The 20,990-nt window shown below is 72.1% G+C and carries 22 protein-coding genes and 1 riboswitch; of the genes, 12 read left to right on the top strand and 10 right to left on the bottom strand.

The genetic code is table 11. The features are described 5' to 3' along the window. Positions 1-58: 58 nt before the first annotated feature. From macS to ACQB60_RS02055, 4 genes are all read left to right on the top strand, one after another. Positions 59-1,285 carry a MacS family sensor histidine kinase gene (gene macS / locus ACQB60_RS02070; protein WP_496924047.1) on the top strand — a complete coding sequence of 409 codons (1,227 nt, stop codon included), beginning with the start codon at positions 59-61 and terminating at the stop codon, positions 1,283-1,285. Further along, positions 1,282-1,983, top strand: a complete 702-nt coding sequence (locus tag ACQB60_RS02065) for a response regulator (protein ID WP_496924046.1) — start codon at positions 1,282-1,284, stop codon at positions 1,981-1,983. Before macS ends, ACQB60_RS02065 begins: the two co-directional genes overlap by 4 nt. Before the next feature lie 134 nt (positions 1,984-2,117). Continuing rightward, a complete protein-coding gene (locus tag ACQB60_RS02060; RefSeq protein WP_496924045.1) occupies positions 2,118-3,146 on the top strand; it encodes a 6-phosphofructokinase in 1,029 nt (342 codons plus the stop codon). 110 nt (positions 3,147-3,256) lie between these two features. Beyond that, positions 3,257-4,264, top strand: a complete 1,008-nt coding sequence (locus ACQB60_RS02055) for a 2-hydroxyacid dehydrogenase (RefSeq protein WP_496924044.1) — start codon at positions 3,257-3,259, stop codon at positions 4,262-4,264. On the opposite strand, the gene ACQB60_RS02050 is transcribed toward ACQB60_RS02055, so the two are convergent. The 3 genes from ACQB60_RS02050 to ACQB60_RS02040 all read right to left on the bottom strand — a co-directional run bounded on the left by ACQB60_RS02050 (position 4,204) and on the right by ACQB60_RS02040 (position 6,926). After that, positions 4,204-6,111: an anthranilate synthase family protein gene (locus ACQB60_RS02050; RefSeq protein WP_496924043.1), complete on the bottom strand. Its 1,908-nt coding sequence runs from the start codon at positions 6,109-6,111 to the stop codon at positions 4,204-4,206. The genes ACQB60_RS02055 and ACQB60_RS02050 overlap by 61 nt on opposite strands. Positions 6,112-6,217: 106 nt before the next feature. Then, entirely contained in the window at positions 6,218-6,289 is a 72-nt protein-coding gene (locus tag ACQB60_RS02045; protein ID WP_496924752.1) for a trp operon leader peptide, read from the bottom strand. A 10-nt stretch (positions 6,290-6,299) separates the two neighbouring features. After that, positions 6,300-6,926: a TetR/AcrR family transcriptional regulator gene (locus ACQB60_RS02040; RefSeq protein ID WP_496924042.1), complete on the bottom strand. Its 627-nt coding sequence runs from the start codon at positions 6,924-6,926 to the stop codon at positions 6,300-6,302. Positions 6,927-6,977: 51 nt separating this feature from the next. Here ACQB60_RS02040 and ACQB60_RS02035 point away from each other — a divergent pair, with 51 nt between their 5' ends. From ACQB60_RS02035 to ACQB60_RS02025, 3 genes are all read left to right on the top strand, one after another. Next, positions 6,978-7,940, top strand: a complete 963-nt coding sequence (locus ACQB60_RS02035) for an SRPBCC family protein (protein ID WP_496924041.1) — start codon at positions 6,978-6,980, stop codon at positions 7,938-7,940. A 61-nt stretch (positions 7,941-8,001) separates the two neighbouring features. Then, complete coding sequence (locus tag ACQB60_RS02030) at positions 8,002-9,354, top strand: class II 3-deoxy-7-phosphoheptulonate synthase (protein WP_496924040.1); 1,353 nt, start codon at positions 8,002-8,004, stop codon at positions 9,352-9,354. Between the two features lie 148 nt (positions 9,355-9,502). Beyond that, positions 9,503-9,769: a (2Fe-2S)-binding protein gene (locus ACQB60_RS02025; protein ID WP_384841962.1), complete on the top strand. Its 267-nt coding sequence runs from the start codon at positions 9,503-9,505 to the stop codon at positions 9,767-9,769. A gap of 19 nt (positions 9,770-9,788) precedes the next feature. On the opposite strand, the gene bfr is transcribed toward ACQB60_RS02025, so the two are convergent. After that, positions 9,789-10,268: a bacterioferritin gene (gene bfr, locus ACQB60_RS02020; protein WP_496924039.1), complete on the bottom strand. Its 480-nt coding sequence runs from the start codon at positions 10,266-10,268 to the stop codon at positions 9,789-9,791. A gap of 173 nt (positions 10,269-10,441) precedes the next feature. On the opposite strand from bfr, the gene ACQB60_RS02015 reads away from it, so the two are divergent. After that, positions 10,442-11,074: a sulfite oxidase-like oxidoreductase gene (locus ACQB60_RS02015; protein WP_496924038.1), complete on the top strand. Its 633-nt coding sequence runs from the start codon at positions 10,442-10,444 to the stop codon at positions 11,072-11,074. 30 nt (positions 11,075-11,104) lie between these two features. On the opposite strand, the gene ACQB60_RS02010 is transcribed toward ACQB60_RS02015, so the two are convergent. The 6 genes from ACQB60_RS02010 to thiO form a co-directional block, all read right to left on the bottom strand. Further along, a complete protein-coding gene (locus ACQB60_RS02010) occupies positions 11,105-11,686 on the bottom strand; it encodes a DUF4396 domain-containing protein (protein WP_496924037.1) in 582 nt (193 codons plus the stop codon). A gap of 110 nt (positions 11,687-11,796) precedes the next feature. Beyond that, complete coding sequence (locus ACQB60_RS02005) at positions 11,797-12,657, bottom strand: deoxyribonuclease IV (protein WP_496924751.1); 861 nt, start codon at positions 12,655-12,657, stop codon at positions 11,797-11,799. 201 nt (positions 12,658-12,858) lie between these two features. After that, positions 12,859-14,811, bottom strand: a complete 1,953-nt coding sequence (pknB, locus tag ACQB60_RS02000) for a Stk1 family PASTA domain-containing Ser/Thr kinase (protein ID WP_496924036.1) — start codon at positions 14,809-14,811, stop codon at positions 12,859-12,861. Between the two features lie 140 nt (positions 14,812-14,951). Next, the gene (locus tag ACQB60_RS01995) at positions 14,952-15,746 is read right to left on the bottom strand and encodes a thiazole synthase (protein WP_496924035.1); all 795 of its coding nucleotides are present in this window, start codon (positions 15,744-15,746) and stop codon (positions 14,952-14,954) included. Between the two features lie 6 nt (positions 15,747-15,752). Next, positions 15,753-15,953 (bottom strand): sulfur carrier protein ThiS, encoded by a 201-nt coding sequence (gene thiS, locus ACQB60_RS01990; protein WP_496924750.1) that lies wholly within the window; start codon positions 15,951-15,953, stop codon positions 15,753-15,755. A gap of 17 nt (positions 15,954-15,970) precedes the next feature. Further along, complete coding sequence (thiO, locus tag ACQB60_RS01985; protein ID WP_496924034.1) at positions 15,971-17,191, bottom strand: glycine oxidase ThiO; 1,221 nt, start codon at positions 17,189-17,191, stop codon at positions 15,971-15,973. A gap of 9 nt (positions 17,192-17,200) precedes the next feature. Beyond that, a riboswitch (TPP riboswitch) is annotated at positions 17,201-17,314 on the bottom strand. 98 nt (positions 17,315-17,412) lie between these two features. Here thiO and ACQB60_RS01980 point away from each other — a divergent pair. From ACQB60_RS01980 to metF, 4 genes are all read left to right on the top strand, one after another. Continuing rightward, the gene (locus ACQB60_RS01980; protein WP_496924033.1) at positions 17,413-18,648 is read left to right on the top strand and encodes an NAD(P)/FAD-dependent oxidoreductase; all 1,236 of its coding nucleotides are present in this window, start codon (positions 17,413-17,415) and stop codon (positions 18,646-18,648) included. A 127-nt stretch (positions 18,649-18,775) separates the two neighbouring features. Further along, positions 18,776-19,141 carry an Rv2175c family DNA-binding protein gene (locus ACQB60_RS01975; RefSeq protein WP_289951915.1) on the top strand — a complete coding sequence of 122 codons (366 nt, stop codon included), beginning with the start codon at positions 18,776-18,778 and terminating at the stop codon, positions 19,139-19,141. A gap of 92 nt (positions 19,142-19,233) precedes the next feature. Further along, on the top strand, positions 19,234-19,893 hold the full coding sequence (gene thiE / locus ACQB60_RS01970; RefSeq protein WP_496924032.1) for a thiamine phosphate synthase: 660 nt from the start codon (positions 19,234-19,236) through the stop codon (positions 19,891-19,893). Positions 19,894-20,034: 141 nt separating this feature from the next. Then, positions 20,035-20,955 carry a methylenetetrahydrofolate reductase [NAD(P)H] gene (gene metF / locus ACQB60_RS01965; protein ID WP_496924031.1) on the top strand — a complete coding sequence of 307 codons (921 nt, stop codon included), beginning with the start codon at positions 20,035-20,037 and terminating at the stop codon, positions 20,953-20,955. Positions 20,956-20,990: the final 35 nt, after the last annotated feature.

Genomic DNA, 20,990 nt, shown 5'->3' with positions numbered 1-20,990 from the left:
TCGCCCGGCAAGGGCGGCGCCGAGCAGGCGGTCGGGAGCAGGCGGGGGCGTGGGGGACATGGCCAAGCGCGAGAGAGTCATGAGGATGTCGGTCGAGCAGCCGCTGTGGCGCGCGCTCACCGGCTACCGCGTTCTGACGATGCTGTACGCGATCGGGCTCTTCGTCTCCGCGTACGAGAAGTTCGCCCGCCCCTGGGTCGCCATCGGCTACTTCGTGGTGCTCGCGGGCTGGACCCTCGCCACGCTGCCCAAGGTCGCGAACGCGGCGAGCTGCACCAAGCGGTTCCTCGTCCTGGACCTGGCCGTCGCGCTGACCGGCATCCTGCTCACCCCCCTCGCCGACGCGCGCCAGCAGATCGTCGGCGAAGGCCCGACGCTGCCCTCCATATGGACCGCGGGCGCCGTCCTCGCGTACGCGATCAAGGGCGGCTGGCGGTGGGCGGCCTGCGCGTCCGCACTCGTCGGCGCCGCCAACATCGTGCAGCGCGGCGAGCTCACCCAGTCCACCGTGCACAACGTCCTGCTGGTCTGCATCGCCTCCATCGCCATCGGCTACGTCGTCGAGGTGGCCCGCGCCTCCGAGCGCACCCTCGCCCGCGCCCTGGAGATCGAGGCCGCCACCCGGGAGCGGGAGCGACTGGCCCGGGACATCCACGACAGCGTCCTGCAGGTCCTCGCGATGGTGCAGCGGCGCGGCAGCGCCATCGGCGGCGAGGCGGCCGAGCTCGGCCGCCTCGCGGGCGAGCAGGAGGTCGCCCTGCGCACACTCGTCGCCGGGGGCCTGGTGCCCGCGTCCCGGGCCTCGGAGGGCGCCGCGGAGGGGGCCGTGGTGCGCGCCGTCGAGGAGCCGGACGACGCGACGCCGTGCGATCTGCGCCCCCTGCTGGGCCCGCACGCCGGGTCGAAGGTGACGCTGTCCGAGCCCGGTGCGCCGGTGCTCCTCGCGCCCGCTGCCGGCAAGGAGCTGGCGGCCGCTGTCGGTGCCGCCCTGGACAATGTGCGCAAGCACGCCGGGGCCAAGGCGCACGCGTGGATCCTGGTCGAGGACGAGCCGGACGCGGTCATCGTGACGGTGCGGGACGACGGACCGGGCATCCCCGAGGGCCGCCTCGCCCAGGCCGAGGGCGAGGGCCGCATGGGGGTGGCGCTCTCGATCCGGGGGCGGCTGCGGGACATCGGGGGCTCGGCCGAGCTGATCTCGGTGCCGGGCCAGGGGACCGAAGTGGAACTGAGAGTGCCGCGCGCGACGCACGGCACACGGGGGAAGGCAGGAAAGGCGAGATGAGCGAGCAGCAGCCGGGCACGGCGGCCGAGGAAGCCACCGGGCCCATCAAGGTCATGGTCGTCGACGACCACCCGATGTGGCGCGACGCGGTCGCCCGCGACCTCACCGAGGCGGGCCTGGACGTGGTGGCCACGGCGGGCGACGGAGAGCAGGCGGTCCGCCGCGCCCAGGCCGCCGCCCCGGACGTCCTCGTCCTGGACCTGAACCTCCCGCTGAAGCCCGGCGTCCAGGTCTGCAAGGAGCTCGTCGGCGCCAACCCCGCCCTGCGCGTCCTCGTCCTGTCGGCCAGCGGGGAGCACGCCGACGTCCTGGAGGCGGTCAAGTCCGGCGCCACCGGCTACCTCCTGAAGTCGGCGTCCACGGAGGAGCTGATCGACGCGGTGCGCCGCACGGCGGTCGGCGACGCGGTCTTCACCCCGGGCCTCGCGGGCCTGGTCCTCGGCGAGTACCGCCGCCTGGCCTCCGAGCCCGCCCCCGCCACGCCGGACGAGCCGAAGGCGCCGCAGCTCACCGAGCGCGAGACCGAGGTGCTCCGCCTCGTCGCCAAGGGCCTGAGCTACAAGCAGATAGCCGAGCGCCTGGTCATCTCGCACCGCACCGTGCAGAACCACGTCCAGAACACCCTGGGCAAGCTCCAGCTGCACAACAGGGTGGAGCTGGTGCGGTACGCCATCGAGCGCGGCCTTGACGACGAGTAGCCCTCGTACGGGTGAACGTGAGTGATCAACTCCCCGACAATGCACCGGAATTGACCCTTCGTCCCATGCCGGAGTGACCTGGATCACCATTAGCGTGACTCGCATCAGGTCACTGAGGCGAAGGGACATCTTCCATGCGGGTCGGAGTACTGACCGGAGGCGGCGACTGCCCCGGACTCAACGCCGTCATCCGGGGCATCGTCCGCAAGGGCGTGCAGGAGTACGCGTATGACTTCGTCGGCTTCCGGGACGGCTGGCGCGGTCCTCTGGAGGGCGACACCGTCCAGCTCGACATCCCCGCGGTGCGCGGCATCCTGCCCCGCGGCGGCACCATTCTCGGCTCCTCGCGCACCAACCCGTTCAAGGCGGAGAACGGGGTGCGGCGCATCAAGGAGAACCTCAAGAAGTACGAGGTGGACTCCCTCATCGCGATCGGCGGCGAGGACACCCTCGGCGTCGCCGCCCGCCTCACCGACGAGTACGGCGTGCCGGTCGTGGGCGTCCCCAAGACCATCGACAACGACCTCTCCGCCACCGACTACACCTTCGGCTTCGACACCGCCGTCGGCATCGCCACGGAGGCCATCGACCGCCTCCACACCACCGCCGAGTCCCACATGCGGGTCCTGGTCGTCGAGGTCATGGGCCGGCACGCGGGCTGGATCGCGCTGCACTCGGGCCTCGCGGGCGGCGCCAACGTCATCCTCATCCCCGAGCAGCGCTTCGACCTCGACCAGGTCTGCGCCTGGGTGACCTCGCGCTTCAAGGCGTCGTACGCCCCGATCGTCGTCGTCGCCGAGGGCGCCATGCCCAAGGACGGCGAGATGGTCCTCAAGGACGGCTCGCAGGACTCCTTCGGGCACGTCCGGCTCTCCGGCGTCGGGGAGTGGCTGGCCAAGGAGATCGAGGGGCGCACCGGCAAGGAGGCCAGGACCACGGTCCTCGGACACGTCCAGCGCGGCGGCACCCCCAGCGCCTTCGACCGCTGGCTGGCCACCCGCTTCGGGCTGCACGCGATCGACGCGGTGCGGGACGGCGACTTCGGCAAGATGGTCGCGCTGCGGGGCACGGACGTCGTGCGGGTGCCGATCGCGGAGGCCACGGCCAAGCTGAAGACGGTCGACCCGGCGCTGTACCAGGAGGTCGGGGTCTTCTTCGGCTGACCGCTCGGGAGCGGGGCGGGGCGCCTCACCCGGCGGCCCCGCCCCACTCACCGTATATTCGCCCGTATCCGGTCAATCAATGGCAAGACGCTCGCGATACGGGAGAAGCCGTGGAGATCCTCGCCTTCGGCGTGCAGTCCGACGAGAAGCCGCTGATCGAGAAGGCGTTCGCGGGCGAGTGCGACGTCCGCTGCCTCGATGTCTTCCTCAACGAGGACACCGCCCCCATCGCGGCGGGCTACGAGATCATCTCCACCAGCGTCAACGCGACCCTCAACAACCGCGTCCTGCAGACCCTCGCGGCCGGCGGCACGCAGATGATCGCCCAGCGCTCCACCGGCTTCAACAACATCGACCTCCAGGTCGCCGAGCGCCTCGGCCTCACCGTCGCCCGCGTCTCGTACTACTCGCCGTACTCGGTCGCCGAGTTCGCCTGGACCCTCGCGATGGCCGTGAACCGCCGCATCGTGCGCGCCTCCAACCGCACCCGCGACTTCGACTTCCGCCTCGACGGGCTGATGGGCCGGGACATGCGCGGCCGCACCGTCGGGGTGCTCGGCACCGGCAAGATCGGCGAGGCGTTCTCCCGGATCGCGCACGGCTTCGGCATGGACCTGCTGGGCTGGGACGTCGCGCAGAACCCCGCCTGCGTGGAGCTCGGCATGAAGTACGTCGAGAAGGAGCAGCTCTTCGCGGAGGCCGACCTGATCAGCCTGCACGTCCCGCTGCTCCCCGCGACCCAGCACATCATCGACGCCGCCGCGCTGCGCACCATGAAGGACGACGCGATCCTGGTGAACTCCAGCCGCGGCGGCCTCGTCGACACCGAGGCCCTCGTCGCGGAGCTGCGCGCGGGCCGCTTCACGGGCGTGGGCCTCGATGTGTACGAGGCGGAGGCCGGGCTCTTCTTCCTCGACAAGTCCCTCGAGGTGGTCGAGGACGACACCCTGGCCCGCCTGGTCACCTTCCCGAACGTCGTGGTCACCTCGCACCAGGCGTACTACACCGTGGACGCGGTGGGGCAGATCATCGAGACCACGGTGCAGAACGTCCAGGACTACCGGGCGGGCCGCCGCAGCGGGAACGTGCTGGTCCCGGCGCCGCCCGCGGAGAGCTGACCGAGCAGCTCCCGCACCACCGCGGCGCCGCGCAGCGACAGCACCGACTCCGGGTGGAACTGCACCCCCGCGAAGCCGCCCCCGCGCAGCGCGTGCACCTCTCCCGTCGCCCCGTCCCGGCTGACCTCGATGTCGTGCGCGGCCAGCTCGGCCGCCGCCTCGTCGTCGCAGTGGGCGACGAAGCTGTTGTAGAAGCCGACGGTCTCCGGGCGCCCGAAGAAGTCGATGCGGGTCTGCGCGCCCTGGTACGGGACGTCCTTGCGCACGATCTCCAACCCCAGCTCCGCGGCGAGCAGTTCATGCCCGAGGCAGACCCCGAGCACGCCCTGGCGGTGGCTCGCGACGACCTCGGCGGTGAGCTGGCGCAGCAGCCGCATCTTCGGGTCGGTCAGGTCCGCGGGGTTGCCGGGGCCCGGGCCGAGGACCAGCGGCCCCTCGTGGGCGCGCACCGCCTCGTGGAGCTCCGGGTCGTCGTAGCGGCGCACGGAGACCGTCAGGCCCGCCGAGCGCAGCACGTGCCCGAGCATCGCGGTGAACGTGTCCTCGCCGTCGACCACCAGGGCGTGCCCGGTCAGCTCCGTGCCCGGCTCCTGCATCCGCAGCCAGAACGGCGCGAGCCCGGCCCGCCGCCCGTCGAGGGCCGCCCGCACCCGGGGGTCGTCCGCGAGCGCGGGCCGCGCGGCCTCCTCGCGCGCCCGGCCGGGGCGCACGCCGAGCGCGGCGAGGACCCCGGCCGCCTTCGCGTGCGTCTCGGCCACCTCGCCCGCCGGGTCCGAGCCGCGCACCAGGGTGGCCCCGACCGGTACCCGCAGGCGCCCCTCGCGGGAGATGTCGGCCGTGCGGATCAGGATGGGGGAGTCCAGGGTCTGGGCGCCGCCCGCGTCCCGCCCCACGAGCGCGAGCGCCCCCGCGTAGTAGCCGCGGCCGGTTCCGTCCCGCCCGAGGGGCTCGTGGCGCTCGATGACCCGGCAGGCGTTCTGCACCGGCGACCCGGTGACGGTCGCCGCGAACATCGTCTCGCGCAGCACGTCCCGCACGTCGAGCGAGGACTTGCCGCGCAACTCGTACTCGGTGTGGGCGAGATGGGCCATCTCCTTGAGCCGCGGGCCGATCACGACCCCGCCCCGGTCGCCGACCGTGCACATCATCTTGAGCTCCTCGTCGACGACCATGGAGAGCTCCTCGATCTCCTTGCCGTCGGCGAGGAACTCCAGCAGACCCTCGGCGGTGGGGCCCTCGGCCGGGTAGCGGTAGGTCCCGCTGATGGGGTTCATCACGACGGTCCCGCCGGACATGCGCACGTGCACCTCCGGGCTGGCCCCCACGAGGGTCCGCTCTCCCGTGTGCACGACATACGTCCAGTACGCGCCCCGCTCGCCCTCCAGGAGCCGTCGGAACAGCGCGAGGGCGTCCGCCCTGCCGAAGCCGGGGATCTCTCCCTCGTACGTCCGCCGGATCACGAAGTTGGCGCCCTCGCCCCGGCCGATCTCCTCGCGCAGTACCCGCCCGACGGTCTGCGCGTACTCCTCGTCGCTGACGTCGAAGGCCCCGCCGGTGACCCGTACGTCATGGGCGGGGAGCTCCAACAGGGCCTCGGCGAGGGGGAGTTCGTGGGTCTCCTCGGGGGTCAGGGCGAGCAGCGGGGTGCCGTCGTCGCGCACGCCGAAGCCGCGCTCCCTGATCTGCCGGAAGGGGATGAGGGCGAGGCCCTCGGGGAGGTCGGCGAGGCGCTCGTACGCGTGCACGGGGCCGATCAGCACCTCCACCGTGTCGTGGTCGCGGCCGGGGGTGCGGCGGCGGAGCAGGGCAAAGGGGCGGGGGTCGGTCAGGAGATCGGTGATGTCCATGGAGGTGTCCCTCTCTCGGTGGGTGCGGAGCGAGAGGAACGGCCGCGGTGCGGAAAACACGAAGGCCGCCCCTCGGGCGGCCTTCGCGAAGTCTGGGTACGCGCAGTCAGTGGGCCGCCGGGAGAGCGGGCCACCACCAGTTCTGGTGCGACGTCGAGATCGTCGTGAGTGCGGACATGGGGGAGACCCTACCCGACGTCGCGCCGCACCAGGGGGTCGAGCACGGAATCCAGGTAGGCGGCGAGCGGCTCCCCCGCGGGCAGCGCCGAGGGCACCGCGTGGGCGAGCTGAGTGTGCCCGAGGTAGACGCTGTAGGCGTGCAGCGCCCGGCGCCGGGCCTCGTCCTCGGTGAAGCCCAGCTCCCCGAAGAGGACGGCGACATACGCGATCCGCCGCTCCGTCACGCGGCGCAGGGCGGCGGCGACGCGGGGGTCGTCGGCGGTGGCGAGCAGCGAGACCACCAGGGGCTCGGCGGCGGCCGACTCCAGGGCGATGGCGAAGAGCCGGCGCAGGCGCCGCTCGGGGTCGGGCTCGGCCGCCAGATCCGCGATCACGGCCTCCGTCTCGGTCTCGGCCCAGCGCGCGAGCGCCGCCTCGATCAGCGCGTCACGGCCCGAGAAGTGCCAGTAGAAGCTGCCCTTCGTCGTCCCGAGCCGGGCCGCGAGCGGCTCCACCGCGACCGCCGCGAGCCCGCCCGCGCGCATCGCGTCGAGCGCCGCGTCCGCCCAGTCGCGGGCGCTCAACCGGGGCTTCTTCGCGGCCTGTTGGGCCTTCGCGGGCCGCTCGCCGGATGCCTTCGACTGCCGTTGCACCATGACCGTACGGTACCGTATGGTCGACCATACGGCAGCGTATGGAGGTGTCTGATGGGGACAGTGCGCAACATCCATGAGCGCGAGATAGCGGCCCCGGCCGCCGAGGTGGGGGCCCTGCTCGACCGGCTCTCGGGCCCGGACGACCCGCTCTGGCCGAGCCCGGGCTGGGCCGCGATGCGGTTCGACCGCCCGCTCGGCGTGGGCGCGCGCGGCGGCCACGGCCCGATCCGGTACGAGGTGACGGAGTACGAACCGGGCCGCCGCGTCCGCTTCGACCTCGACTCGCCGGGCGAGGGCTTCCACGAGCTGACGATCGAGCCGCTGGACGGCGCCCGCTGCCGTGTACGGCATGTGCTGGAGGTCCGGTGGCGCGGCGCTGACCGGCTGCTGTGGCCCACGGGCATCCGGCCGATCCACGACGCGATGATCGAGGAAGTCTTCGACAACATGGAGCGCGCGGCGGCGCACGGCCCGGCGCGCGCGGTCCGCTGGTCCCCCTGGGTGCGCCTGCTGAACCGGCTGCTCTGGCCCCGCGCCGAGACGGTCGAGCCGCCACGGGCCGCCCGCCTGCTCGCCGCCGCCGTCGACCGGCCCGGCTACCGGGACGCGTACCGCATGGCGCTGTGGCCGGGCCAGCCGCGCGACCCCGCGGCCTGGTCGGGCATCCTGCGGGACGCCTTTCCCGTGCTCGCCCGCGAGGGCGGGGAGCTGCTCCTGGACGTGAACACGGCGGGCCTGACGGCGCGCGCCTCGATCCTGATCGAACCCGGCGAGGCGGGAGGCCAGGGGAGCGAGGGATACGAGGGGCACAAGGGGCGCGAGGGGCACGAGGGATACGTCACCCTCAGCACCGCCGTGGCCGCCGAGAGCCTGCGGGCGCGGCTCTACTGGGGAGTGGTCCGCCGGGTCCACCCCGTCATGGCCCGGGCCATGCTCCGCCGTACGCACCGGGCCCTCGCCCTGGCCGCCCCGGACGCCGCCACCCGGGCCGCGGGGCGCGCGACGATCTGTTGAGCCCGTCTCATTTGGTGAGCAGTGGTCTGGACGGTCGAAACGGCCCCGTAATGTTGGGGAGGTGACCGCTACCGCTAAGACCACTGAAGCCAGTGGCAACACCTGGCGAAACCTGCCCGCGGCGCAGCAGCCCGAGTACCCCGATGCCGAGGCTCTGCGCGAAGTCATCGCGGAGCTCGAGTCGTATCCGCCGCTCGTCTTCGCGGGCGAGTGCGATCAGCTGCGCGCCCGGCTGGCCTCCGTCGCCAAGGGCGAGGCGTTCCTGCTCCAGGGCGGCGACTGCGCCGAGGCGTTCGACGCCGTGTCGGCCGACCACATCCGCAACAAGCTGAAGACCCTGCTCCAGATGGGCGCCGTCCTCACGTACGCGGCCTCGGTGCCCGTCGTGAAGGTCGGCCGCATCGCGGGTCAGTACTCGAAGCCGCGCTCCAAGCCGACCGAGACCCGGGACGGGGTGACGCTCCCGACCTACCGGGGCGACTCCGTCAACGGCTTCGACTTCACCGAGGCAGCCCGGATCCCCGACCCCGAGCGCCTGAAGCGGATGTACCACGCCTCCGCCTCGACGCTGAACCTGGTGCGCGCCTTCAGCACCGGCGGTTACGCGGACCTGCGCCAGGTGCACGCCTGGAACCAGGACTTCGTGAAGTCGTCTCCCTCGGGCCAGCGCTACGAGCAGCTCGCGCGCGAGATCGACAACGCGCTCAGCTTCATGCGGGCCTGCGGCACCGAGCCGGAGGAGTTCAAGACCGTCGAGTTCTACGCCTCGCACGAGGCGCTGCTCCTCGACTACGAGTCGGCCCTGACCCGGGTCGACTCCCGCACCGGCAACCTCTACGACGTCTCCGGGCACATGGTCTGGATCGGCGAGCGAACCCGTCAACTGGACGGCGCGCACATCGAGTTCGCCTCGAAGATCCGCAACCCGATCGGCATCAAGCTCGGCCCGACGACGACGGCCGAGGACGCCCTGCAGTACATCGAGCGGCTCGACCCGGACCGCGAGCCGGGCCGTCTCACCTTCATCGTGCGCATGGGCGCGGACAAGGTCCGCGACAAGCTGCCCGAGCTGGTCGAGAAGGTCACCGCCTCCGGTGCCACCGTCGCCTGGGTCACCGACCCGATGCACGGCAACACCTTCGAGGCGGCCTCGGGCCACAAGACCCGCCGCTTCGACGACGTGCTCGACGAGGTCAAGGGCTTCTTCGAGGTCCACAAGGGCCTCGGCACGCACCCCGGCGGCATCCACGTCGAGCTCACCGGTGACGACGTCACCGAGTGCGTGGGCGGCGGCGACGAGATCTTCGTCGACGACCTGCACCAGCGCTACGAGACGGCCTGCGACCCGCGCTTGAACCGCAGCCAGTCCCTCGACCTGGCGTTCCTGGTGTCGGAGATGTACCGGGACCAGTAGGGGCCATACGCACAGGTGGGGCGCGGATCCATGTGATCCGCGCCCCACCGGCGTATCCGGGGCTTTTGCGTCCCGCGGGTGCCGGGTAAGGTTAGGTTAGCCTCACCGATTAGTCGGGACGGCCTGACCTATCAATCCCGACGGGGAGGTGAACCGCGTGTTCGTCTGCAACTGCTTTGGTGTCACCGAGGCGCAGGTGAAGAAGCACGCGGAGGACGGTGCCTGCACCCCCCGCCAGATAGCGTCGGCCTGCAAGGCGGGCACGGACTGCGGTTCGTGCGTACGACGCATCCAGGCGCTGCTCGGCCGGGGCGCCTGCCCCCGCAGGGAGCTGCTCGATCAGGGGGAGCCGGTCGTCGCGCTGGCCCCGGAGGCCGAGCTCGCCGAGGCCGCCCGGCTGCCGGACGCCGCCTAGGGCCTGCCCGGCTGCCCGCTCAGCTCTCCGGCTGCTCGATCAACTGCGCGATGTAGAGCGCCTCGCCGAGCTTGTCGACCAGTTCGAGCTGGGTGTCGAGATAGTCGATGTGGTGTTCCTCGTCCTCGAGGATCGACTCGAAGATGTTCGCCGACGTGATGTCGCCCTTGCCGCGCATCACCTCGATCCCGCGCTTGAGGCGGTCGATCGCCTCCACCTCGATCTGCCGGTCCGCCTGGAACATCTCGGTGACCGTCTGACCGACCCGCACATGGAAGAGTCGCTGATAATTGGGCAGGCCCTCGAGGAAGAGGATCCGGTCGGTCAGCACCTCCGCGTGCTTCATCTCGTCGATCGACTCGGACCGGGTGAATTTGGCGAGCTTCGTCCAGCCGAAGTTTTCCTGCATCTTCGCGTGGAGAAAGTACTGATTGATCGCCGTCAGTTCGGCGGTCAGCTGCTCGTTGAGAAACTCGATGACCTCGGGGTCGCCCTGCATCGCAGAGGCTCCTTCCAAGCGGTTGACTGGCAGGTTCCGCGCATCCTTGCACCGCCCTTCGGAAGCCGTCCAGTAAGTGCACGCTTAGTAGGAGTTGCCCGAATCTTATTGATCTCTTTGGTGCGCGGGCCTCGTGGTCACGACCACTGCCCGGGGTCTGTCACGATGGAGACATGGGTCAGCCGGTGGATCGTGAATCTCGGAGAGCAGTGGAGCAGGACCTTCCGCCGGGACAGCGACTGCAGCGCGGCTGGCCGGTCACGCACTACGGCCCGGTGCCGAAGTTCCGCCCCGAGCGCTGGGAGTTCAGGGTCTTCGGCGCGACGGCCGACGGCGAGAAGCACTGCTGGACGCACGAGGAGTTCTCGGCCCTCCCGCACGCCACGGTCGTCGCCGATCTGCACTGCGTCACCAAGTTCAGCATGCTCGGCGCCGAGTGGGGCGGCGTCCCCGCCCGCGCCCTCCTGGAACTCGCCCCGCCCGCGGCGAACGTGACGCATGTGATGGTCTGGGCCGAGTACGGCTTCAGCTCGAACCTGCGGATGTCCGACTTCGACTCCGAGCGCACCATCTTCGCCACCCACAAGGGCGGTGAACTCCTCACCGCGGAGCACGGCTTCCCGCTCCGGCTCGTCGTCCCGCATCTGTACGCCTGGAAGGGCCCCAAGTGGGTCCGCGGCATCGAGTACATGACGGCCGACCGCCGCGGCTTCTGGGAGGAGCGCGGCTACCACAACATCGGCGACCCCTGGCGGGAGCAGCGCTACTCGTACCAGGAAGAGCCCGGGGACGGCCCCGAGCTCTGAGTTCCTGATCCGCCGGCCCCGCTGTCCCGCTCAGTGGTGGTACTGGTGCACCACCGCGTGGCCCTTGCCGCGGCCGATCATCCACTTGTTGACCGGTGTGGTGAGGAAGAAGGCGATCACCAGTGAGGCGGCCAGGGCGCCCCAGAACAGCAGGTCGTCGAGGTGCGCGTCCATGGCGTTCGGCCACAGCGCGATCACGCCGTTGTCGATGATCTCCATGACCGCGATCGACAGGGTGTCCGCGGCGAGCGCCACCCGGAACGCGGTCTTGAAGTCGACGCCCGCCTTGAGGACGCCGCGCAGCGTGAGCGAGTAGCCGAAGAAGAAGGCCAGCACGATGGCCAGGACCATCGTCGGCATGTTCCCCCAGCCCAGGGCGGTGCCGATGATCATGCCGAGGACCTCGCCGATGGCGCACCCCGTGAGGCAGTGGAGGGTGGCCTGCGCGGCCATGCGCCAGCTGACCTTGCCGGCGGCGCCGTGCCCACTGTGCGCGTGCCCTTCGTGTCCCCCGTGTCCCTCGTGTGCCCCGTGGTGAGCGTGGCCCGCGTGGCCGTCATGCCCCTCGTGGTGAGCGTGGTGCGCGTGCTCGGAGTGAGTGTCGTGCTGCATGAGAGCCCCCAACGTCGGATAACGGTTCCTGCCGATGGCAAGAACCGTATACCCCCTGGGGGTATTCCTCAAGGGCTGTCGAGAGCCCGGCGCCGACTCAGGCAGGTCCCTCAGGCAGATCCCCTCAGGTCCTTCAGGCGTGCCACGTCCGCCGCGTGCCCCTCCTTGCCGCCGGGCGTCTCGATGACCAGCGGTACGCCCTCGGTGGCGGGGTGGGCCATCAGCTCGCGGAAGGGGGCGGCCCCGATGTGGCCGGTGCCGATGTTCTCGTGGCGGTCCTTGTGGGCGCCGACCACGTCCTTGGAGTCATTGGCGTGCACCAGCTTCAGCCGGCCCGGACCGACCGTCTCCACCAGCAGGTCGAGGGTCTGGCGCATGCCGTCGGGGCCGGTCAGGTCGTGGCCCGCCGCGAAGATGTGGCAGGTGTCGAGGCAGACCCCGAGCTTCGGATGCGCGTCCAATGCCTCGAAGTACGGCCCGAAGTCCCAGGTCCGCGAGCAGAGCGAGGAGCCCTGGCCCGCGGTCGACTCCAGCAGGAGGTACGGGTCGTCGTCGTGGGTCAGCTCGTCCAGGAGCGGCAGCATGCGCTCGCGCACCTGGGCCAGGGCGGTGGCCCGCTCCCGGCCGCCGGTCGCCGAGCCGGTGTGCACGACGACGCCGAGCGCCCCGATCTCCCGGCCCCGGCGCAGCGAGTGGCGCAGGGACTCCACGGACTTCTCGACCGTCGCCTCGGTGTGCGAGCCGAAGTTGATGAGGTACGGCGCGTGCACGTACGCGGGGATCCGCTCGGCGGCACAGGCGGCGCGGAACTCCTCGTCCTGCTTCGGGTTCCCGGGCGGGGTGGCCCAGCCGCGCGGGTTGGCGACGAAGACCTGGACGGTCTCGGCGCCGAGCTCACGGGCGTACGAGAGGCCGACGGAGGCGAGCCCGCCGGCCACGGGGACATGGCCGCCGACGGGGTTGCGGGGCATGGAGTTGGGGGACTTGTCGCTGCTCACGGGCTCAAGGGTGGCATGGGTGAGGGGCACCCTTTCGAGTGCCCCTCACCGCCCGGTCCGCCGGGCCCGAACTGCTCGGTCCTGCCCAGCCCGTACGGCCTGGCCTGGCCGGTCCGTACCACCCGACCTGGCCTGGCCGGCCCGTACCACCCGGCCTGACCTGGCCGGTCCGTACTACCTGATCTTGATCGTGATCGTCGAGCCCTTGGGAGCCGTGTCACCGGCGTCCACCGACTGGTCCTTCACGGTGTCGCCGAAGAGGCCGAGCAGCCCCCGGTCCTCGTCCACGTCGAAGCCCGCGCCCTCCAGCTTGTCCTTGGCCTCGTCGACCTTCATGCCCTCGACGTCCGGGACCTCGATCATCTCCGGGCCCTTGGAGAGTGTCAGCGTGACCTTGTCGCCCTTGGCGAGCTCCTTGCCCTCCTCCGGGGACTGCTTGGCGACGGCGCCCTTGTCCTCCTCGGAGTTGATCCGATCCGGAGCGATCACGACGTCGAGCCCGGCCTCCTCCAGGTCGGCCCGCGCGTCCGCCTCGGACTCGCCCGTCACGTCCGGGACCTCGATCGGGCTGCCCTTGCTGACGACGAGACGCACCGCCGTGCCCGCCCTGCGGGTCTGCCCGGCGTCCGGGTCCGAGCTGATCACGGAGCCCTGCGGGATCTCCTCGCTGAACGCCTTCGTGACCATGCCCGCGCCGAGCCCCACGTCCGCCAGCTTCGCCTTCGCGTCGGCCAGCGGCTTGTTCTTGAGCTCGGGGACCTTCACGGTCTCGGGGCCGAGCGAGATGGTCAGCGTCACGTTGTCGTTCTTGCGGATGCGCGCGCCCGCCTTGGGGTCGCTGGCCATCACCGTGCCCCGCTTGTCGGTGTCGCTGTAGGCCCGCTTGACGCTCCCCACGTCGAGCCCGGCCTCCGAGAGCCGCTTCTTCGCCTCGGCCTCGGTCTTCGCCAGGACCGGCGGGACCTTCGTGAACTGGCCGGAGTTGATGTACCAGACGCCCACGCCGATGCCGAGTGCGAGCAGCACGGCGGCTATCACCACGAGGACGCGCGGGCGCGGCGCTGGACGCCGGCCGCGACGGGTGGCCGGGGCCGCGGGCGGGCCGGGCGGCGGGGTGCGCAGCACGCTGGTGCGGTTGAGCTCCTCCTCGCCGGAGGCGGGGGGCTCCGTGGGCAGCGGCAGCTGGACGGAGCGGGCCGCGCGCGGGATCACGGTCGTGCGGTCCTCGGCGCCGTCGTGCTCCGCCTCGCTCGCCTGCGGCGGCACGGCGTCCAGCTGCTCGTCGGTCAGCGCCGCCCGGGCCGCACGGACCTGGGCGAGCAGCGCCACCGCGTCGTACGGACGGACGTCGGGCGTGCGCGCGGTGGCGGACGCGACGAGTTCGTCGAGCTCGAAGGCGAGCCCGGGGACGGCGGCGGACGGGGGCGGCACGTCCTCGTTCAGGTGCTGGTAGAGGACCTGGGCGGGGGATTCGCCGGAGTGCGGCTTGGCGCCGGTCAGCATCTCGTAGAGGACGACCCCGCACGCGTACACGTCGACCCGGGTGTCCGCGGTGCCGTACTCGATCTGCTCGGGGGCGAGGTAGGAGACGGTGCCGAGGACGGTGCCCGTGGTGTTCGTGACGGTGTCCACCGCCCGTACGAGACCGAAGTCGGCGACCTTGACCCGGCCGTCGTCCCCTATGAGGACGTTCTCCGGCTTCATGTCGCGGTGCACGAACCCGGCGCGGTGCGCGGCGCCGAGCGCGGCGAGCACCGGCTCCAGGATGTCGAGGGCGGCGCGCGGCTGCAGCGCCTGGCGCTCGCGCAGCACGTCGCGCAGGGTGCACCCGGCGATGTACTCCATGGCCAGATACACGTACGCGCCGTCCGTGCCCTGGTCGAAGACCCCGACCACATTGGGGTGCGAGAGCCGGGCCACCGACTTGGCCTCGCGGATGAAGCGCTCGACGAACGAGGCGTCCGAGGCGAGCGAGGGGTGCATCACCTTGAGCGCGAGCTCGCGGTCGAGGCGGGTGTCCACGGCCCGGTAGACCGTGGCCATCCCGCCGACCGCGATCCGTCCGTCGATGCGGTACCGGCCGTCGAGCACCTGCCCGACGAGGGGGTCCTGAAGGGTCGTGTCCACGCAGGGGAGTCTACGAGCCACCTCGGACACCGTTCCCCGCCCGGGCACCCTCGGGGCCGGACTGCAGCCGAGCTGTAACGGTTGCGAGGGGCGCGGGCGGGCCGCCGCGCGCCTCGCAACGCCGCTCGCTCCGGGGCGGGTCAGAACGCAGGGCGCTCCGGGTCGAGCCGGGCCATGCCCTCGCTCGGCGACGACGCCTCGGCGAAGTGCCGCCGCGGGATCCGCCCGGCCCGGTGTGCGAGCCGCCCCGCCTCCACCCCGTGCCGCATCGCCTCCGCCATCAGTACGGGTTCCTGGGCCCGGGTCACCGCGGACGCCAGCATCACGCCCGCGCACCCCAGCTCCATGGCGAGCGTCGCGTCCGACGCCGTGCCCGCGCCCGCGTCCAGGATCACCGGCACGCGCGCGTGCTCCACGATCAGCTGGAAGTTGTGCGGGTTGCGGATGCCGAGCCCGGAGCCGATGGGGGAGCCGAGCGGCATGATCGCCGCGCACCCCACGTCCTGGAGCTTGCGCGCGAGGACGGGGTCGTCATTGGTGTACGGGAGGACCGTGAAGCCGTCGTCGACGAGGGTCTCCGCCGCGTCCAGGAGCTCGATCGGGTCGGGCAGCAGGGTGCGCTCGTCGGCGATGACCTCCAGCTTGACCAGGTCCGTGCCGAGGGCCTCGCGCGCGAGGCGGGCGGTCAGGACGGCCTCGCCGGCGGTGAAACAGCCCGCGGTGTTGGGCAGCACGCGGATGCCGAGCCGGTCCAGGACGGAGAGCACCGAGCCCTGCACGCCAGGGTCCAGGCGCCGCATCGCGACGGTCGTCAGCTCCGTGCCGGACGCCACGAGGGAGCGCTCCAGGACGTCGAGGCTGGGCGCACCGCCCGTACCCATGATCAGGCGCGAGCCGAGGGAGAGTCCGCCGATGACGAAGGGGTCGTCTGCCATGGTGCGTCAGCCTCCCTGCACGGCGGTGAGGATCTCGATGCGGTCGCCGTCAGACAGGGTCGCGGCGGGCCACTCCGCGCGCGGGACGACGGTTTCGTTGAGGGCGGCGGCGACGCCGGACGGGGCGGTGGAGAGGGCGGCGACCACGGTGTCGAGCGTGGTGCCCGCGGCGATGTCGCGCGCCTCTCCGTTGACGGAGACGGTCAGGGTCACTGAGGAGACGGTCATGCGAGTTGCTCCGAGAGGCGAGGGGTGGCCGAGGTGGTGGCGGGGGAGAGGGCGCCGAAGCGGCGCGGGGTGAACGGGCGTGCCTCGGCGGGCAGTTCACCGGTCTCCAGGGCGTGCGCCATGACGTCGCCCGTGATCGGCGTGAGCAGTACGCCGTTGCGGTAGTGGCCGGTGGCCAGGTGCAGCCCGTCCAGGGCCGTCGGGCCGAGCAGCGGGGCGTTGTCCGGGGAGCCGGGCCGCAGCCCCGCGCGCGTCTCGGTGAGCGGCAGCTCCGTGATGCCGGGCACCAGCTCATGGGCGTCCCGCAGCAGTTCGTAGACGCCGCCCGCGGTGACCGTCGTGTCCCAGCCCAGCTCCTCGCTGGTGGCGCCGACGACCAGCTCGCCGTTCTCGCGCGGCACCAGGTAGACGTGGCTGCCGCGGACGACGGCGCGCACGGTGCGGCTCAGGAACGGCGCGTGGCTGCGCGGCACCGTGAGCCGCAGCACCTGCCCCTTCACCGGCCGCACCGGCGGAAGGACCCCCTCGGGGACGCCCGCGAGGCGCCCGCTGAGGCTGCCCGCGGCGAGCACGGTGACGCCCCCGCTCAGCTCGGTGCCGCCCGCGAGGAGCACGCCCGTCGCGCGGCCTCCCGCGACCGAGAGCCGCTCGGCCCAGTCGCGGTGGAAGACGACCCCCGCCCGCTCGCAGGCCACCAGGAGTGCGGCGGCCAGTCGGCGCGGGTCCACCTGGTGGTCGCCGTCGACCCGGAGCCCGCCCCGCACACCCGGCGCGAGCATCGGTTCGAGGCGGCGGCACTCGCGGCCGGTCAGCCACTCCGATGTGAGCCCCGACTGGCGCTGCAGGGCGTGGAGTTCGCGCAGATGGGCGCGGTCGTCGGCGTCGAGCGCGACGGCGAGGGTGCCGCAGGCGCGGTAGCCGAGGTCCTGCCCGGTCGCCTCCGTGAGCTCCGCGGCGAAGGCCGGGTAGCGCTCGGCGGAGGCGAGGTTGAGGCCGAGCAGCGTCTGCTCGCCGTAGTGGAGTTCGGTGACCGCGGCCAGCATGCCCGCCGCGACCTGCGCCGCGCCGCCGCCCGGCGCCGGGTCCACGACGGCGGTGGCGAGCCCGCGCTGCGCCGCCCGCCAGGCCGTGACCAGACCGATGATGCCGCCCCCGACGACGAGGACGTCCGCTGTCGTACGCGGCGGTCCGCCGACCTCCGCCGTACGCGGTGTCATACGTGAATGCATGGGCGTCCAGCCCCTCCCTTCGCCGGCATGACCCGGATCAGGTTCGTACGGTCGGAGGCCGCTTCAGCCTCCCTCTCAGCCCGTTGCGCCCGGGCTCCCGCGAGTGCTCTGCACGGGCCACCCTAGCCCGTCGGCCCCGACGGCAGTAAGGGGAGCCGGTCGACGGCGGACAGTGACGGTGTGTCAGAGATCTCGTCCCCCGGCTCTGAATGCGGCGTCGGCGGCCGTCCTACAGTGATCGGGTGAGCGAGCAGCAGAGGGTCGTCGTCGTAGGCGCGGGCATGGCCGGTGTGCAGACCGCCGTGGCCCTGCGCGAACAGGGTTTCGCCGGTGCGGTCACGCTGATCGGGGCGGAGCCCCACCAGCCGTACGACCGGCCGCCGCTCTCCAAGGCCGTGCTGCTCGGCAAGGCCGAGGGCTCGGCCTTCGACGTCGACTTCGAGGCCCTCGGGATCGAGGTGGGCCTCGGCCGCACGGTCACCGGGGTGCGCCCCGCGGACCATGAGCTGGACACGGCGGCGGGCCCGGTCCCGTACGACGTCCTCGTCATCGCCACCGGCGCCGAACCCATCCAGCTGCCGCACGCCGCCGCGGTCCCCGGCGTCCACCTGCTGCGCACCCTCGACGACGCCGAGCGGCTGCGTCCGGTCCTCGCCGAGCAGCACGACATCGTGGTCGTCGGGGCGGGTTGGATCGGCGCCGAGTTCGCCACCGCCGCGCGCGAGGCGGGCTGTGCGGTCACCGTCGTCGAGGCCGCCGACCGGCCGCTCGCCGGGGCGCTGCCCGCCGAGGTCGCGGCGCCCATGGCGGACTGGTACGCGGCCTCCGGAGCGGTGCTGCGCACCCACACGCGCGTGGAGCGCGTCGAGGAGGGCGCCGTGATCCTCGACGACGGGACTCGGCTGCCCGCGGGCGCCGTCGTCGTCGGCATCGGCGCCCGCCCCGCCACGGACTGGCTCGCCGACTCCGGCATCGAGCTCGGCGCCCACCGCGAGATCGTCACCGACGACCACCTGCGCACCTCGGAGCCCGACGTCTACGCGGTCGGCGACTGCGCGTCCTTCCCGTCGGGCCGCTACGGAGAGCGCCTGCTCGTCCACCACTGGGACAACGCCCTCCAGGGCCCGCGCACGGTGGCGGCCAACATCATCGGCGAGACCCCGGCGGCGTACGACCCGGTGCCGTACTTCTGGTCCGAGCAGTTCGGCCGCTTCGTCCAGTACGCGGGCCACCACGCCACCGCCGACGAACTGATCTGGCGCGGCGACCCGACGGGCCTGGCCTGGACGGTCTGCTGGCTCCGCGAGGGCACCCTGGCGGCGGTGCTCACGGTGGGCCGCCCCCGGGACCTGGCCCAGGGCAGAAAGCTGATCGAACAGGCGGCCCGCCTTGACCGGAACCTGACGGCAGACCCATCGGTGCCGCTGAAGAAGGCCGTGCTCTGAAGGGCGCCCTACAGGCGCGCGGGGAACTGCGCGAGCAACCCCCACCGCCCCGGGGAGGGGCACCCGAAATGTCCGGGCGCCCCCTCCCCGGTTCCGCCCTCCGCCAGGAGATGGCAGGCTTGATCCCGTGACCGAGATTGACGCAAAGACCGATGCTCTCGTCCCCGCCTGGCTGCACCTCCCCGACATCGCGGAGATGCTCGACGTCGAGGTGACGCGCGTGCGGCAGCTGGTCAAGGAGGGCCAGCTGATCGCCGTACGCCGTGGAGAGAACCGCACGCTCCAGGTGCCGGCCGCCTTCATCGACGGCGACAAGGTCGTCAAGGGCCTCGTCGGCACCCTGACGCTCCTGCGGGACGACGGTTTCACCGACGAAGAGGCCCTGGAGTGGCTCTTCACCCCCGACCCGACCCTGCCCGGCACCCCCGCGCAGGCCCTGAGCGAGAATCGCGGCACGGAGGTGAAGCGCCGCGCTCAGGCGCTCGCCGTCTGACCTGAACGAACCGCCCGGCGTACGGGTCTTGCTTCCCCGAGGAAGCCCGGCCCGTACGCCACGTACGTACCGAACCAACGGGGGGACTCACCATGGCCACCAAGCCCGCGGCCGCACGGCTCGCCGACGCCCGGCTCTACCTGTGCGTGGACGCGCGCAAGCGCCAGGGCGACCTCCCCGAGTTCCTCGATGCCGTCCTTGCGGGCGGCGTCGACATCGTGCAGCTGCGCGACAAGGGCATGGAGGCCGCCGAGGAACTGGAGCACCTCCAGGTCTTCGCGGACGCCGCCCGCCGCCACGGCAAGCTCCTCGCGGTGAACGACCGCGCGGACGTCGCCCACGCGATCGGCGCCGACGTGCTGCACCTGGGCCAGGGCGACCTGCCCGTCCCCGCGGCCCGCGCCATCCTCGGCGCCACCGGCGACGACGTCCTCGTCGGCCGCTCCACGCACGCCGAGTCCGAGGCCGCCGCGGCCGCCGTCCAGGAGGGCGTGGACTACTTCTGCACCGGCCCCTGCTGGCCGACGCCCACCAAGCCGGGGCGGCACGCCCCGGGGCTCGACCTGGTCCGCTACACGGCGTCCCTGGGCACGGACCGCCCCTGGTTCGCGATCGGCGGCATCGACGCGGGCAACCTGGACGAGGTCGTCGAAGCGGGCGCCCGTCGCGTCGTCGTGGTGCGCGCCATCACGGAGGCGGACGACCCGGGCGCCGCGGCCGCGGAGTTCGCGAAGCGCCTGCGCGCGATCTGAGCGCGACCGGACCCGCGCGCGGTCTGCCACCCCCGCCCGATCTGAACGGACCGTGAATGTGCTGGCCGGGAAGGGTCGCACGCCTGTCCGCAAGGTGGACGGGGATTAGGGGCGGCCGGAATCTGTCAGTAACCTGCCGGTATGGCCTTTGGCACCGCTTCCACCTGGACTGATCGCGCCCGCACCGTGCGGGACATGCTCGCGACCGGCAACACGACGTACTCGTTCGAGTTCTCCGCGCCGAAAACCCCCAAGGGCGAGCGCAACCTGTGGAACGCGCTGCGCCGGGTCGAGGCCGTCACGCCCGACTTCGTCTCTGTCACGTACGGGGCCGGTGGCTCCACGCGCGCGGGCACCGTCAAGGAGACCCAGCAGATCGTCGCCGACACGACGCTCACACCGGTTGCCCACATCACCGCCGTCGAACACTCCGTTGCCGAGCTGCGCAACATCATCGGCCAGTACGCCGACGCGGGGATCCGGAACATGCTCGCCGTGCGCGGAGACCCGCCGGGCGACCCGATGGGCGAGTGGGTCGCGCACCCCCAGGGACTCACGTACGCGGCCGAACTCGTCGAACTGATCAAGGAATCCGGCGACTTCTGCGTCGGCGTCGCGGCCTTCCCCGCCATGCACCCCAGGTCGGCCGACTGGGACACCGACGTGCGGCACTTCGTCGACAAGTGCCGGGCCGGCGCCGACTACGCGATCACGCAGATGTTCTTCCATCCCGAGGAATATCTGCGCCTGCGCGACCGGGTGGCGGCCGCGGGCTGTGACACCCCGATCATCCCGGAACTGATGCCGGTGACCAACGTGCGCCAGCTCGAACGACTGCCGCAGCTCAGCAACGCGTCGTTCCCGCCCGAGCTGAAAGAGCGCATCCTCACAGCCAAAGACGATCCGGCCGCTGTACGCTCCATTGGCATCGAGTTCGCGACGGAGTTCTGCGCGCGGCTGCTGGCCGAGGGTGTGCCGGGGCTGCACTTCATCACGCTCAACAACTCCACGGCGACGCTGGAAATCTACGAGAACCTGGGCCTGCACCACCAGCGGGCCTGACCGGCCGTATCCACGCACGGGGCGGCGGCCGTAGG

The sequence above is a fragment of the Streptomyces odontotermitis genome (assembly GCF_050510915.1).
GTDB lineage: Bacteria > Actinomycetota > Actinomycetes > Streptomycetales > Streptomycetaceae > Streptomyces.
Note: the sequence above shows the minus strand (reverse complement) of the source record. Positions and strands in the feature narration are given on the sequence as shown.